This window comes from Alteromonas sp. PRIM-21 (assembly GCF_027563165.1).
In the GTDB taxonomy this organism is placed as follows: Bacteria; Pseudomonadota; Gammaproteobacteria; order Enterobacterales; family Alteromonadaceae; genus Alteromonas; species Alteromonas macleodii_A.
The window spans coordinates 158610-172506 of sequence record NZ_JADOEK010000006.1; the positions used below are offsets into that span (position 1 = coordinate 158610).

13 protein-coding genes are annotated in these 13897 nt (G+C 44.8%); 8 read left to right on the forward strand and 5 right to left on the reverse strand.

The window, feature by feature from the left end:
- Positions 1–230: 230 nt before the first annotated feature.
- The 4 genes from IW644_RS10820 (at position 231) to IW644_RS10835 (ending at position 3485) form a co-directional block, all read left to right on the forward strand.
- On the forward strand, positions 231–1205 hold the full coding sequence (locus tag IW644_RS10820; protein ID WP_179982017.1) for a class 1 fructose-bisphosphatase: 975 nt from the start codon (positions 231–233) through the stop codon (positions 1203–1205).
- A gap of 166 nt (positions 1206–1371) precedes the next feature.
- Complete coding sequence (ppa, locus tag IW644_RS10825; protein ID WP_071968025.1) at positions 1372–1902, forward strand: inorganic diphosphatase; 531 nt, start codon at positions 1372–1374, stop codon at positions 1900–1902.
- A 141-nt stretch (positions 1903–2043) separates the two neighbouring features.
- Positions 2044–2529: a DUF3299 domain-containing protein gene (locus IW644_RS10830; protein WP_269917606.1), complete on the forward strand. Its 486-nt coding sequence runs from the start codon at positions 2044–2046 to the stop codon at positions 2527–2529.
- A 41-nt stretch (positions 2530–2570) separates the two neighbouring features.
- Positions 2571–3485 carry a dihydrodipicolinate synthase family protein gene (locus tag IW644_RS10835; RefSeq protein ID WP_269917607.1) on the forward strand — a complete coding sequence of 305 codons (915 nt, stop codon included), beginning with the start codon at positions 2571–2573 and terminating at the stop codon, positions 3483–3485.
- Positions 3486–3491: 6 nt separating this feature from the next.
- On the opposite strand, the gene IW644_RS10840 is transcribed toward IW644_RS10835, so the two are convergent.
- Entirely contained in the window at positions 3492–4190 is a 699-nt protein-coding gene (locus IW644_RS10840) for a 2OG-Fe(II) oxygenase (protein WP_269917608.1), read from the reverse strand.
- 22 nt (positions 4191–4212) lie between these two features.
- Entirely contained in the window at positions 4213–4632 is a 420-nt protein-coding gene (locus IW644_RS10845; RefSeq protein ID WP_025256954.1) for an acyl-CoA thioesterase, read from the reverse strand.
- Between the two features lie 186 nt (positions 4633–4818).
- On the opposite strand from IW644_RS10845, the gene IW644_RS10850 reads away from it, so the two are divergent.
- Complete coding sequence (locus IW644_RS10850) at positions 4819–6321, forward strand: Hsp70 family protein (RefSeq protein ID WP_179982020.1); 1503 nt, start codon at positions 4819–4821, stop codon at positions 6319–6321.
- A gap of 77 nt (positions 6322–6398) precedes the next feature.
- Here IW644_RS10850 and IW644_RS10855 read toward each other — a convergent pair whose 3' ends face one another.
- Both IW644_RS10855 and uvrA read right to left on the reverse strand, forming a co-directional pair.
- Complete coding sequence (locus tag IW644_RS10855) at positions 6399–6566, reverse strand: hypothetical protein (protein WP_025256952.1); 168 nt, start codon at positions 6564–6566, stop codon at positions 6399–6401.
- Between the two features lie 204 nt (positions 6567–6770).
- The gene (uvrA, locus tag IW644_RS10860; RefSeq protein WP_269917609.1) at positions 6771–9602 is read right to left on the reverse strand and encodes an excinuclease ABC subunit UvrA; all 2832 of its coding nucleotides are present in this window, start codon (positions 9600–9602) and stop codon (positions 6771–6773) included.
- A gap of 368 nt (positions 9603–9970) precedes the next feature.
- On the opposite strand from uvrA, the gene IW644_RS10865 reads away from it, so the two are divergent.
- Together IW644_RS10865 and IW644_RS10870 are read left to right on the forward strand one after the other, a co-directional pair.
- Positions 9971–11308, forward strand: coding sequence for an MFS transporter (locus tag IW644_RS10865; RefSeq protein WP_269917610.1), 1338 nt, complete (start codon positions 9971–9973; stop codon positions 11306–11308).
- A gap of 65 nt (positions 11309–11373) precedes the next feature.
- On the forward strand, positions 11374–11958 hold the full coding sequence (locus IW644_RS10870) for an HAD family hydrolase (protein WP_269917611.1): 585 nt from the start codon (positions 11374–11376) through the stop codon (positions 11956–11958).
- A gap of 61 nt (positions 11959–12019) precedes the next feature.
- Here IW644_RS10870 and IW644_RS10875 read toward each other — a convergent pair whose 3' ends face one another.
- Positions 12020–12634, reverse strand: a complete 615-nt coding sequence (locus tag IW644_RS10875) for a hypothetical protein (RefSeq protein WP_269917612.1) — start codon at positions 12632–12634, stop codon at positions 12020–12022.
- A gap of 211 nt (positions 12635–12845) precedes the next feature.
- Here IW644_RS10875 and IW644_RS10880 point away from each other — a divergent pair, with 211 nt between their 5' ends.
- Positions 12846–13709, forward strand: a complete 864-nt coding sequence (locus tag IW644_RS10880; protein ID WP_269917613.1) for an alpha/beta hydrolase — start codon at positions 12846–12848, stop codon at positions 13707–13709.
- Positions 13710–13897 lie beyond the last annotated feature (188 nt).

Sequence of the window (13897 nt, forward strand, 5' to 3'; positions counted from 1 at the left end):
GATTAATAGTGGTCGCCAGCACTTGTTTAAAGCAAATATTTGAATATTCGCAGCTTTCAAACTGGTATGGTGTGTGAATGACTTTTTGAAGGTGTGTTCCACTTAGCAAAGAACACGGTTACAATCTAACCACAGGCTCAAAACCTGTGTGTGCTTCAGATAAACGCCGGTAAGGAAAGCTGAGCGACTGCAAGTACAACACCCTACACATAAAAAAAGGCTTACATTCAATGAAACGTTTAAATTCCCAATTGCAACAAGACGGTGCACCGCTTGAGTTAATACTACTCATTCGTACACTGCTAGCGGGCTGTAAAGAAATTTCTTTCCGCGTGAGTCAAGGCGCACTTGCTGGCGTGCTCGGTTCAACTCTTTCAGAAAACGTACAGGGCGAAACGCAGAAAAAGCTCGACGTTATTTCAAACCACATTCTAAAAGATACACTAAGGGAATCTGGTTACGTTAAAGCCATTTCGTCTGAAGAAGAAGACGATGTTGTTCCGTGCAATCCGGAAGGTAACTACTTAGTGAGCTTCGACCCGTTAGATGGTTCGTCAAACACTGAAATTAATAGCTTAATTGGTACTATATTCTCTATTACCCATGCACCGCAGTGGATGAAGCCAGATGACCCGTCTGCGTTCTTGCAGCCAGGTACACAAATGGTTGCAGCAGGTTATGTACTGTATGGCCCGTCTACAATGTTAGCGCTAACTACAGGTCGCGGTACGCATATCTATACCCTTGATAAAACTCACGGCGGCTTCCTACTTACTCACCCGAATATTCAAGTGCCAGAAGAAACGTCTGAGTTCTCGATTAACGCGTCTAACCAGCGTCATTGGGAACCGGCAATGCAAGCATATATTGCTGATCTACTAGCGGGTAAAGAAGGTCCTCGTGGCAAAGACTTTAACATGCGCTGGGTAGCGGCTATGGTGGGTGATATTCACCGTTTACTATGTCGTGGTGGAATCTTTATGTATCCATTTGATAACAGAGACCCGTCAAAGCCAGGTAAGTTGCGTTTGCTTTACGAGGCAAACCCAATGGCATTTTTGATGGAGCAAGCCGGTGGTAAAGCGGAAACGGGTAATGGCCGTATTCTAGAAGTTATGCCTGAAGAAATTCACCAGCGCGTACCTTGCATTATCGGCTCGAAAGATGAAGTTGAAATGTGCTTAAGCTACAACGACAAAGCGTAGTAGCGAAAAATGGCCCGTCGGGGCCATTTTTTTTGTTAAAAAGCAGCAAAATTTTGCGAAAAATAAAGAGATTAGTACGACATGGGTCGTAAAGCGTTTTTATTTTGCTGCTGTCACCGTATACTTACGGCCAAAATTTTTAATACATTACTGAAAGGACCTAAGAATGAGCTTGAGTGCTATTTCTGCTGGTAAAAATGTACCAGATGAAGTGAACGTAATCATTGAGATTCCAGCACACGCTGACCCGGTGAAATACGAAGTAGATAAAGACACAGGCGCAATGTTTGTAGATCGCTTCATGGCGACTTGCATGCATTACCCAACTAACTACGGTTATGTGAACAACACTTTGTCTGAAGACGGTGACCCAGTTGACGTTCTTGTTATGACGCCGTTCCCACTACTTTCTGGCTCAGTTATTAAATGTCGCCCTGTAGGTGTACTAAACATGACTGACGAGTCAGGTAAAGATGCAAAAGTACTAGCAGTACCAGTAGACAAGCTTTCTACAATCTATCGCGACGTGCACGAAATTGCTGACGTACCTCCGCTGCTTCTTAAGCAAATTGAGCACTTCTTTGAGCACTATAAAGATCTAGAGCCAGGTAAGTGGGTTAAAATTGACGGTTGGTCAGATGCAGCTGCTGCAAAAGCTGAAATTACCTCAAGCATCGAGCGTTTCGAAGCAGAATAATTCACGCTGCTTTAAATTAATGATACAAAGGGCTGGTGTAACACCAGCCCTTTTTGTTTGTAGTGAAAAAGTTTAAGTAAAAAACGAAAATCAAAAGCTAAAACAAAAAAGTGGAACGAATACTCAACGATAGAGAGCAGTATGACCTACCTAAAATTATCCGTTACCTCATTATTTGCAATGCTGATGATGGTGATAACCTTTAACGCTCTGGCAGATGAAGCTCCTGTAGAAGTCTATTGGGAAGATCTTGTTCCTGAAGGCTTTAACGAACTCGCGCCACCTTCAGTTCAGCACAATGGTGAAATGAGTCAGCTTCAGCCTGATGCACCAGTGGTCGATACCTTTGACGGAAAACGTGTGAAAATTCCGGGGTTTGTTGTGCCGCTAGAAGGTACCGCTGAACTAACCACCGAGTTTTTACTTGTTCCGTATTTTGGAGCCTGTATTCACGTACCACCACCACCGTCTAATCAAATTGTGTACGTGAAATTTGAAGAAGGTGTGCGAATAGATAATATTTACGACGCGATTTGGGTTACCGGTGAACTGTCGACTGACGGTTGGAAAGGCGATATCGCGTCTGTAGGTTATCGCTTGACGGGCGAAGCAGTTGAAGGGTTCTAACGTTAGAAAGTATCAAATGTTTTAAGAAAAAAGGATATCAGGTGCTTACAGGACTATCAGCGTTTCCCATTACTCCATTTAAATACGAGGCTATTGACTACAAAGCGTACCAGAGACTAGTGGAAAACTTAGTCGCTGCGAACGTTGATTCGATTTGCGCAATGGGATCGACGGGGTTGTACCCCTATTTAACACGAGAGCAAAAGGTCGAGATAGCAAAACTCACTGTAGAGCGCGCAAACGGTATTCCTGTTATGGCCGGCGTTGGGTCCTTGCGCACCTTTGACGTGCTAAAAAATGTGGAAGCTGTGCAGCAAGCGGGCGTTAATGCAGTATTGTTGGCTCCTGTCTCATATCAAGTACTTAACGAAGAAGAAGTGTTTGGCCTTTATGAAGCTGTTAGCCGTGAAGTATCTGTTCCCATCTGCATATACGAAAACCCCCGAGTCACTAATTTTACCTTTAGCGATGACTTATATCGCCGCCTAGGGCAGTTACCGAATATAGGGGCGATTAAAATACCGGGTTCTCCGTTTGGCAAAAGCGCAACTGATGGTAGTACTAGTAACGGTGCTCGCCGATTAGCATCATTACGAGAGATAGTGCCTGCACACATTGCTATAGGCGTGAGTGGTGATAGTTTTGGCGCAGCAGGAATGATTGAAGGTTGCGACCTTTGGCTTTCTGTTATAGGGGGAATATTCCCGCGAACTGTAATGCGTATTATCGATGCCGCTCAGTCTGGTAATGCTGTCGATGCACAAGCCCAGTCACAAGCGTTAAGCGGAATATGGAGCATGTTTGCGCGCAATGGCGGCAGCCTTCGCGTGGTAGCAGCCGCAGCAGAAATCTTGGGCTATTGTGAAACGCCTAGCTTGCCTGCTCCTTTCTTACCTATCGACAAAAACGAGTACGGCGAGCTAGAACAGATTATTGCGCAGCTGTCGTTAAGCTAGGCTCGCTTAGCCCTGCGTATAAATTTGTTCAGCGCGGTTAAATAGAAGCCAAGAGGTTAGAATATACTTGTCGTTACTTTTTGGAATTTGGCCGCGGTGTGTGTGAGTAAAATAGGCCGGCGCAATCACCATTCTGCCTGCTTTGGGTTTAACCGCACGGTTTTGATAGTAAAATTCTGTTTCGCCGCCTTCGTCCACATCATTTAAGTAGTACATAAACAGCAGCACGCGGTGCAGCGCATCGTTATGTTGAAGCTGCGGGTACACTTCTGAGTGCCAGTAGGGGTAGCCGCCGTTACCCGCGGTGTATCGCTGCGCATTAACATCGCCTACACGAAATAGGTAGTTAACCAGATTGGCTAAATTTGGCTTACCCACTTCTTCAAAGTTTTCCCCGGTGACTTTTACCGGTTCGCCGGTTTTGGGGTGGCGTACGGTTAGGCCAATAGGCCCAACAAGTGCAAAATAGTATTTTTCAATATAGGCAACCAGTTGCTTTCCGGTATGCTGCATCACTTGCTGGAATAAATCTTTAAACTCCGGGCTTCGGCTTATCGACACATCCATGCTGCGCTTTTTATCTAAATCTACACCACCGCCAGTGCGACCTTGGCTCAAATTAGGGCTGCTTTCAAAGCGCGCCATAAGCTGCGAGCACAGCTCAGGTGGTAATACATCGTCAATAACATCAATTAAATCGCTCATGGATACCTCTTGCTGCGCTTTATTACTTAGTGGGTAGTTCTTTAAAATGTGACTGTAGTTCCGACTTCACATTATCTGGGATAGGCGCAGAGCGCTGTGTTTTGTAGTCAAAATGCACCATGGTGGTCACGCCAGTTGAGCATAGCTTGTCGTCTTGCCAAAGCTCCTGAAACACGTCGAATGCACTGTTTCCCAACCGACTAATGTAAGTTTTAACCGTTACTGGTTTTCCATAAAAAATTTGAGCTAAAAAGTCGACCTTGTAGCTGGCTAAAATTAGCGGCCAGTTTTGTAAGTCTAGCTCAGGCGTAAACATTCTGAAAATGGGCTCTCTGGCTGCTTCAAACCACGCAACTAGTGCCGTATTACTAACATGCTGTAAGGCATCGGTTTCGCAAAAACGTACGTCAAAAGAAGTGATAAGTGGTGCTGTATTACTCATAATTATTTGTAGGCATTGTTATAAGTTTAATTCCTACTCTAGCATTATGGGCAGGGGTTTTCAGTAAGCCCTTGTGTAAGCGATTGTGTTTAAGGCAAATCGTTGTGTTTCGATTAGCTTACAGGGGGTGTGCCGTTAGCTTCTTTTGCATTACAATCCGCATCTAACTTTTTGAGCGAACATACTATGACTGCGATTGGGATTGACTACGGTACATCAAATTCTGAGGTTGTGTATTTTGATGGAACGGCCCATCAGCACATCAAACTTGACCCGCTAGATAAAAAGGGCAATAAAATTCGTTCTTCGGTGTTCATTTACTTTGAAGATGAACTGCCGCCGCCTCCTGATGCTATGGTGGAGGCGAAAGTTGCGCAGTTACAGCGTGTGATAAGCGAACAAATAGACAAAGCTAAAGATGGCTATTACTCGGCAAAAGACCCGAAAGAGCAGGCAATGTATAGCAGCCGCATCGACTCGCTTCGTGGTGACCTCCATAACAAGCCAGCCCTTCAACGTAAAGCGATTCAGCAGTTAATGCACGCCATGTCGCTAGACGAAATTCCTTTGCTGCGTTTGGTAGAGCACGGCAAGTTTGCGTTTGGTGAAGAGGGTTTTAGGCGCTTTCTTAAAATGCCGGACAAAGGCCGACTTATCTATTCCCCCAAGAACTTTTTAGGCGCATCGCTAGATGGCGACCAAAAACAGGCGTTCATCGGCATTATTGCCAAGCAGCTTGCTTACTTTAAACAGTGTGCCGAGCAGCAGTTGGGCAAGGTGGTAAACAATGCGGTTATCGGCAGACCTGTTAAGTTTCATGGCACCCGCGGTGAAGAGGGCAATGCCCAAGCCATTCAAATTATGACTGAAGCGGCGACTAACGCTGGGTTTTCAGGTGTAAACTTCTTGGATGAACCTATTGCTGCAGCGTATAAGATTGAGCAAACCTTACCAAAAGACACTACCACGCTAATTGTCGATATTGGTGGGGGAACAACGGATATTTGCTGTATTAAGCTTTCGCCGGAGCGTTCTAATCAGCTTGACCGTAAAGACGATGTGCTAGCGGTAACAGGCAGACGTTTAGGCGGTATGGACTGTGATAAAAGCTTGGTTCTTAAAGGCATAGCCCCTGAAATGGGTATGGGCCTTAAAATGATTAACGGGTTACCTGTTCCGCCTACCTATTTTTCTGATATGTGCGCTGTTGATAACATTCCAGCGCTTACGCGCTTTTTCTCTGATGATTACGGGTTAGATATTTCTCAAACCATGTCAGTGATTAAAGAGCCGGCCCAGTTAGAGCGTTTGCTTATTGTGCAAGAGAATAAGTTGTCTGCTCGAGTGGTCAACTCAGCGCGTTTGGCCAAAGAACTACTTTCGAGCAAGCAAAACATTACGCTGCCGCTGCACTATATTGAAGACGATTTTGATGTAGAGATTTCACAGGATTCACTTAAAAAGGCGTTAAAACCTTGGCTAGATAAAGTGAAAGCGTTAGTCGTGGAATGTTTGGAAAACAGCAGTGAAAAACCAGAGGTGGTAATGATAACGGGTGGTATGAGTTTATCGCCTATTGTAGTCGATGCTCTCTATGAAAAACTGCTTACGGGGCTGCCTCGATTAGAAAACGATGCGTTCAATTCGGTGTGCGAAGGATTAGCAATTCAAGCGGCTAAGCACGCTTAATCTTCTATAATCTTTCTCAGACATGAAAAACAACAAGCCTTAGCGCGGTTATATAAACTACGCTAAGGCTTTTTTGATCAGTGCTTAAGAATATTGTGTTCTTTCAAATAAACTGCGATAGCCTCTGGCGACTCGAAAGCATTTAACAGCATTTCTTGTGCGCGCGCTTTCACATCGTTATCTTCAGATGATGAAAGTAAGTGGTACCAAGTCTTAACTAAGGCTAGTGGTGGCGTTTGAGTCATTGGGTTTCGCTCCAGCAATTCTTACTGCAAAATTCACATAAATCATCGTAACGTATGATTTGCCAAAACAAGCTCTGACCAGCATGAAAAAACGTGTAAATAAACGTCAACGCGCACTTTTTACAAGCTGCCGTGTAAATTACACAGCAGCTTACAAAGAAGAAGACATGCGCTCAACGCCTACGAATTTACATCTAAACCGGCTCAAGCTTGTGTGAGCATGGGTTTCAGGAATCGTCCTGTATGTGAAACTTCTTGTTGTGCCACATGCTCTGGTGTTCCTTCTGCAATAATCTGGCCACCTCCAGATCCCCCTTCAGGTCCAAGGTCGACAATCCAATCGGCGGTTTTGATTACATCTAGGTTATGCTCAATAACCACAACGGTATTACCGTGATCGCGTAGTCGATGAAGGACGGCTAACAACTGCTTAATATCGTGGAAGTGCAAACCTGTAGTAGGCTCATCCAGAATATAAAGTGTCTGCCCAGTGTCTCTTTTTGACAACTCTTTCGCCAATTTTACTCGTTGCGCTTCACCACCGGATAACGTGGTGGCCGCTTGACCAAGTCGGATATAAGACAAACCCACATCCATCAGTGTCTGCAATTTACGTGAAATAGATGGAATAGCATCAAAGAACTGACGAGCATCTTCCACGGTCATTTCTAACACTTCATGAATGTTCTTATCTTTGTATTTTATCTCTAGGGTTTCACGGTTATAGCGTTTGCCCTGACATACATCACAAGGCACGTACACGTCTGGCAAAAAGTGCATCTCTACTTTAATTACACCATCGCCCTGACATGCTTCACAGCGCCCTCCTTTCACGTTAAAGCTAAAGCGGCCAGGCTTATAGCCCCGTGAACGTGACTCTTGAGTGCCCGCAAACATCTCACGGATGGGAGTGAATATGCCAGCGTAGGTAGCCGGGTTAGAACGCGGGGTTCTACCAATTGGGCTTTGGTCAATATCTACCACTTTGTCGAGCTGATCTAACCCCGTCATCGACTTATGCGGAGCAGGTTCAGAAGTGGTAGCTTTGTTTAATTCCCGTTGTGCAATTTTGTAGAAGGTATCGTTAATCAGCGTTGATTTACCCGAGCCAGACACACCCGTAACGCAGGTCATTACACCCGTAGGAATACGTAAATCTACGGATTGCAGATTGTTACCCGTAGCGCCTAAAAGCTCTAACCACTTATCGTCTTTAACTGGCGTACGGCTAGCAGGTATATCTATTTTTTCCTTACCAGATAGGTATTTTCCGGTAAGTGAGTCTTCACTGTTCTTAATGTCTTCCAGCGAACCTTCGGCAATAATTTCACCACCGTGTACACCGGCACCCGGGCCAATATCCACAATGTAATCGGCTTCGCGTATTGCATCTTCGTCGTGCTCAACAACTAATACTGTATTACCTAAGTCGCGCAAGCGTGTAAGTGTGCCAAGCAATCGTTCATTGTCGCGTTGATGAAGACCAATGGATGGTTCATCGAGTACGTACATTACGCCAACAAGGCCTGCGCCAATTTGACTTGCTAGTCGAATACGTTGGGCTTCACCACCGGATAAGGTGTCGGCACTGCGAGACATAGAAAGATAATTTAGGCCCACATTCACCAAAAAGCTTAGGCGGTCCATAATTTCTTTTAGAATCTTTTCAGCTATCTGGGCTCGCTGACCTTCCAGGTTAAGTGACTCAAAGAAGTCAAACGCGTCCGCAATCGACATTTCTGCTATAGCAGGTAAGTTAGTATCTTGAATAAATACGTTACGCGCTTCTACCCGCAAACGTGTGCCATTACAACTGCTACAGTGTTGTTGGCTTAAATATTTTGCTAGCTCTTCTCGAACTGAATTCGACTCGGTTTCGCGATAGCGGCGCTCCATATTAGGGATTATGCCCTCAAATGGATGTTTGCGTTCCATCACGTCGCCGCGCTCGTTAATATATTTAAAGGATAGCGATTTCCCTTTGGACCCGTAGAGCACTATGTCTTGGTGCTTCTTATCGAGTTCCTCAAACGGTACAGTAAGACTAAATTTATAATGGTCTGCTACCGCCTGCAGCATTTGGAAATAGTAATAGCTGCGCTTGTCCCATCCGCGAATAGCTCCGCCGGACAGGCTCAATTCGGTGTTGCCGACAACGCGTGCTGGGTCAAAAAACTGTCTGGTACCTAGCCCGTCACAAGTTGGGCAGGCACCCGCTGGGTTATTAAATGAAAACAGACGTGGTTCAAGTTCACTAATGCTGTAGCCACAGTGAGGACACGCAAAATTGGCAGAGAACACTATTTCTTCTGTGTCTTTGTCGTCCATATCAGCTACGACAGCGTTACCGCCAGCAAGGCTTAGCGCTGTCTCAAATGATTCTGATAAACGCAGTGCCATATCGTCACGCACTTTAAAGCGGTCCACCACAACTTCAATGGTGTGCTTCTTATGCAAATCCAGTGTCGGTGGATCGGACAAGTCGCAAACTTCTCCGTCAATACGCGCGCGAATGAAACCTTGTGCTGACAGGTTCTGCAGCGTCTTAACGTGCTCACCTTTGCGCTCTTTAACGATGGGTGCTAGCAGCATCAGCTTACTGCCTTCTGGCATCGCTAGCACTCTGTCTACCATTTGACTAACCGTTTGTGCGTCCAAAGGCACATCGTGCTCTGGACAACGCGGTGTGCCTACGCGGGCAAACATCAAACGTAAATAGTCGTAAATCTCAGTGATGGTACCCACGGTGGAGCGCGGGTTGTGCGATGTTGATTTCTGCTCAATGGATATTGCAGGTGACAAACCCTCAATATGATCAACATCGGGTTTTTCCATCATGGAAAGAAACTGACGCGCGTAGGCAGACAAAGACTCAACGTAACGACGCTGACCTTCCGCATAAAGCGTGTCGAATGCAAGAGACGATTTACCCGAGCCAGAAAGGCCGGTTATCACCACCAGTTTGTCTCGTGGCAGTGTTAAATCGATGTTTTTCAAGTTGTGGGTGCGAGCACCGCGAATTTCGATTTTATCCATTGAAGCCTAAATGAGAGAAAAAGAATCAGTATGCCATAGGTGTCAAGTAAAGTGATATGACATTCAAGTTATACTGTGAGTGGAGTAAGCAGATCACCTTACAGGTACAAGCTTACTATTAGTACTAACGAAACTACCTTGCAAAGTGGTGATTTTATCTCCACTTTTAAACCCTTAAAAAGGCGAAAAGGCTAAATCAACCTCGCGAGTTGAAGAAAATGCCAATTGTATTAATCGAATTTAAGGTAAGTGGGCATAAATGCAATTTATGCTACACTTCGCGACCTTATTCTTGATGCTGCAGAAACAGGTATTCTCTGCGCGCTTTTATGTTTTTTTGATTTTATTTATTGAGGGAAAAAGACGCTTTGAACGCTTTGGAATTACGCGCCGCGCTTGCACTCGCCTCCGTTTACGTATTACGCATGATGGGGTTGTTCATGGTTATGCCTGTATTGGCTGTGGCCGCGATTGACTACCCGGATTACTCGCCTTTGTTGGTAGGGCTTGCCGTGGGTGGATATGGCCTAACCCAGGCTGCGCTGCAAATTCCTATGGGCATGATGTCTGACAAATGGGGGCGTAAACCCGTTATTTTGCTGGGGCTAGCTGTATTTGCTTTAGGAAGCTTTGTGGCAGCCAATGCCGACAGCATGGCTATGATGATTGTTGGGCGTATTCTTCAAGGCGCTGGGGCTATTGCAGGTGCGATAATGGCGCTTGCTACCGATGTCAGCCGGGAAAGTCAGCGGGCGAAAGTGTTAGCTATTATAGGTATAGCTATTGGCTTTTCATTCTATTTAGCGGTTATTTTAGGGCCTCTTATTGCCAACAGCTACGGGCTTGCCGGTGTGTTTGGTATTACTGGTATTCTGGCCATTCTTTGCATGCCGCTGGTTAAATGGGTAGTACCAAACGGTGTGCAGCTTTGCAGTGGCGATACACTTCCACAAAAAGACCAGCTAAAGCGCTTAGTTTTTTCTTCTCAATTATGGCGTTTAAACGTCAGCGTAATGATTCTGCACATGCTTATTACGCTGCTGTTTGTTCAATTGCCTGTTACGCTGCTGAACTTTGATATGACGTTAGATAGCCACTGGACGATTTACTTACCTGTACTTGGTGCGTCTATAGTTGGCCTCATCATTATGATGGGAGCGGCAAGAGGCCGTACCCCAAAATCACTTCTTTTAACCGGTGTAGTGATGATGGGCGGCGCGTTTTTAGCACTTAGCTTAGAAGACCAAAGCTGGTGGTGGGTTACCGCAGCCGTGGTTTTTTTCTTTACCGGCTTTAACTATTTAGAAGCGAATTTTCCTGCTTTAGTGTCAAGCATTGCTCCTGCAGGACAAAAAGGCACGGCGATGGGGCTTTACGCTAGTTTTCAGTTTTTTGGCGCGTTTTTAGGTGGTGTAATTTCAGGTTTCGTTACCGATATTTGGTCGCAAGAATGGGCGTATGGCATCGGCGCTGCTAGTACTCTGCTTTGGCTTTTTATTATTCTTGGGGTTAAAGAAGTGAGCCGGGTTAAGCGTGTGATGATGAACGCTGAATTTGATAACTCAAAAGCTTCCACAATCGAGTCAGAATTAATGTTAGTACCAGGTGTGCTGGAAGTAACATTAAACGGTCAAAATAATGCGGTATATCTTAAGGTGGACCGTGACTTTGACGCGGTAAAAGCGCGAGATGTGCTGTCTGCATAATTGCTTATCTTGCTGTAAACATGAAAGGTTAGCACCACCCCATTTTTGAAAAGGAAGCGAACACTATGATTGACCTAAGCAGTTATAAAGCCATTATTTTCGACATGGATGGCACCTTGGTTGATTCAATGGGCGCGCATATTGATGCTTGGCAGATCACCTGCAACGCATTTGGCTATCCCTTCGACCGAGACTATCAATACAGTTTAGGTGGTGTTCCTACCTTTGAAACCGTACATCTTATGAATGCAAAGTATGGAAAAAGCCACGATCCAGCAGAGGTTGCTTCACATAAAAAACAGGCCTTTGAAGGGCTAGACCATGTTCCAAGGCTTATTCAAGATACCCTTAACGTGTTTAATCACTATAAAGGAAGCATGCCCATTGCAGTGGGGACGGGCTCAGATAGGCAGCATGCGCAAATGGTGTTAAATGAACACGGCCTGCTAGCCCAATTATCTGCGCTAGTTACAGCCGATGATGTCACTCAAGGTAAACCTCACCCTGAAACCTTTGTGCGTGCGGCAGAACTAATGGGGGTAGCACCACAGCATTGTGTGGTATTCGAGGACACCGAAATGGGCAGAAAAGCGGCCCTTGACGGTGGTATGGCTTGCTTTATGGTCGATAACACGAGGCTTATCTATTAAATCTTACCCAGACTTAGGGCGTAGGCTCATTCAATCGCGTCCACGCTATAGTTTCCTAGGCTTATACCGCCTCTAGTTCGCTAAGCGCATCGCCACAGTTATGTAAAAGGGACGACTTTATACGTTTGGTGGCATCATGAATGGCGGTTTTCATGGCATCGATAGCAATCTGACTGCTCTCTTTTTCACTGACACTGGCGTTTACATTTACGCTTTGCCCTCTGAAAGTGGTGGCGGGTGAATACTCATCGGCATTATCAGGTTTGTACAAAACATTAAGCACCACGGTGGCAACCATATTACTTCCTAAGCTTTTTACAAACGCGCGGTTTAGTACTACTTTAACGCTTGTGGCTGCTTCAATATCTGGGCTGACATTCATCGCTTCTAAGCTTTGCTGTAACAGTGAATAGAGCGTGTCTTCTGTTACATTACTGCTTCCAACGAGCAAGTCTTTACTCGACCGCATATCGATTAATTCTGCCAAGTTAATTGGGCAAGCTTTCGCTTTAGACATGTTTAGCTGATAGTCTTTTCTTTGCGACGCAGGAATTAATGATGAGTCAAGCTCGGGTGGCGTAGACTCGCAAGCGGCGAGCAAAAGTAGCGTGCAGCAGGCGAAAATCATTCGTGCTGATGGCGCAATGCGGGGTGAGAAAAATGATGTACTTTTCATTATTTTAATTTTTTCTTATGGATAGCTTATGTCAGTAATATAGACTCAAGTATAAGAAAGTTTGTAGTGCGAAGAAACTGAACAACTGTTGCAAACTGTTACAGCTTGTTTAGCATAGTAGCGTGTGAAATTTGGCCAGTAATACGACCATCAGGCATTTATAACCTATAAATAAATTTCGCAATTACCATTCAACACGGAAAGTTCTTAAATGATGACCTTTAAAAACGCAGTAATCAGTGTATTTGCAAGTGTTACATTAATAGGGTGCGCAATTAACGTTTCACCTTCAGCCTTTTTTTATCAAGACACTCAGCAAAAGCCCTTAGATACCACAAAGCTGCACGCTGCTATTCAAAAAGACAAAACCTCAGCGGGCATCACCCGTGTTGAAGTAAAAAACGAAGCTGGATTAACCCTAAGAGGTGTTGCCGTTTCATATCCTGACCCTATTGTTAACATTGTTTTCTTCGCAGACAACCGTATGCCGGTAAGCGAAAATAATAGCGTAATTCACAGGTTGGGTAAGTTGCCCGCAAATATACTGTGGCTTGACTATCAGGGAGTAGGAGCCAGCGATAAAGCAAAGAATTTAAGCATTAACGCTATTAAGCAAGACGCGTTAACTCAATTTGACTATGTAGAAAGTGCGTTTGATGCTTCCATTCCGACTATTGTTCATGGTCGAGGAATAGGCAGTTATTTCGCAAGTTATGTTGCGGCCAATCGAAAAATAGATGCTTTGGTACTGGACGGGGCTTTCAACAACATTTCTGATTTAATTGCCAATATGGTGCCGGGTTTCTCTAATTCTTTCACTAACATGAAGCTTCACGACGAAGTTCACAGTATGCAAATTGCGCCTATTCTACGTCATTATGAAGGCCCTTTGTGGCTTGTAGTTGGTGAGCAAGACAAGATAACGCCTTATCCAATCAGTCAACAATTGCTAGAAGATGCTTCGAGTAGCAAAAAATACATTTCCGTCATTCCCGGAGCCACACATAATGCAACGCTTACAAGTGACTATGCCATTGAACAGTACAAACAATTTTTAGCGAGGTTTGCTCAATAAGTAAGTTTGTCCTCTGTGGATAAATAGTGGAAAACCTTGTTGGTAAGTCTGTTAATAGCCATATATATCGGCAGATCACGATCTTGGTGTAACCTTCTGGTCGGATCACGAAATATCAGTGAAATCAAGCGGTGTAGAGCAATCCATGCTGATCTTAATGTTTTTTGATCGTAAATATGTGCAGGATC

What these genes read in the sequence shown, in the direction of transcription:
- IW644_RS10820 (WP_179982017.1), top strand. Translation starts at nt 231, where the DNA reads ATGAAACGTTTAAATTCCCAATTGCAACAAGACGGTGCACCGCTTGAG.
- ppa (WP_071968025.1), top strand. Translation starts at nt 1,372, where the DNA reads ATGAGCTTGAGTGCTATTTCTGCTGGTAAAAATGTACCAGATGAAGTG.
- IW644_RS10830 (WP_269917606.1), top strand. Translation starts at nt 2,044, where the DNA reads ATGACCTACCTAAAATTATCCGTTACCTCATTATTTGCAATGCTGATG.
- IW644_RS10840 (WP_269917608.1), bottom strand. Translation starts at nt 4,190, where the DNA reads ATGAGCGATTTAATTGATGTTATTGACGATGTATTACCACCTGAGCTG.
- IW644_RS10845 (WP_025256954.1), bottom strand. Translation starts at nt 4,632, where the DNA reads ATGAGTAATACAGCACCACTTATCACTTCTTTTGACGTACGTTTTTGC.
- IW644_RS10850 (WP_179982020.1), top strand. Translation starts at nt 4,819, where the DNA reads ATGACTGCGATTGGGATTGACTACGGTACATCAAATTCTGAGGTTGTG.
- IW644_RS10855 (WP_025256952.1), bottom strand. Translation starts at nt 6,566, where the DNA reads ATGACTCAAACGCCACCACTAGCCTTAGTTAAGACTTGGTACCACTTA.
- uvrA (WP_269917609.1), bottom strand. Translation starts at nt 9,602, where the DNA reads ATGGATAAAATCGAAATTCGCGGTGCTCGCACCCACAACTTGAAAAAC.
- IW644_RS10870 (WP_269917611.1), top strand. Translation starts at nt 11,374, where the DNA reads ATGATTGACCTAAGCAGTTATAAAGCCATTATTTTCGACATGGATGGC.
- IW644_RS10875 (WP_269917612.1), bottom strand. Translation starts at nt 12,634, where the DNA reads ATGAAAAGTACATCATTTTTCTCACCCCGCATTGCGCCATCAGCACGA.
- IW644_RS10880 (WP_269917613.1), top strand. Translation starts at nt 12,846, where the DNA reads ATGATGACCTTTAAAAACGCAGTAATCAGTGTATTTGCAAGTGTTACA.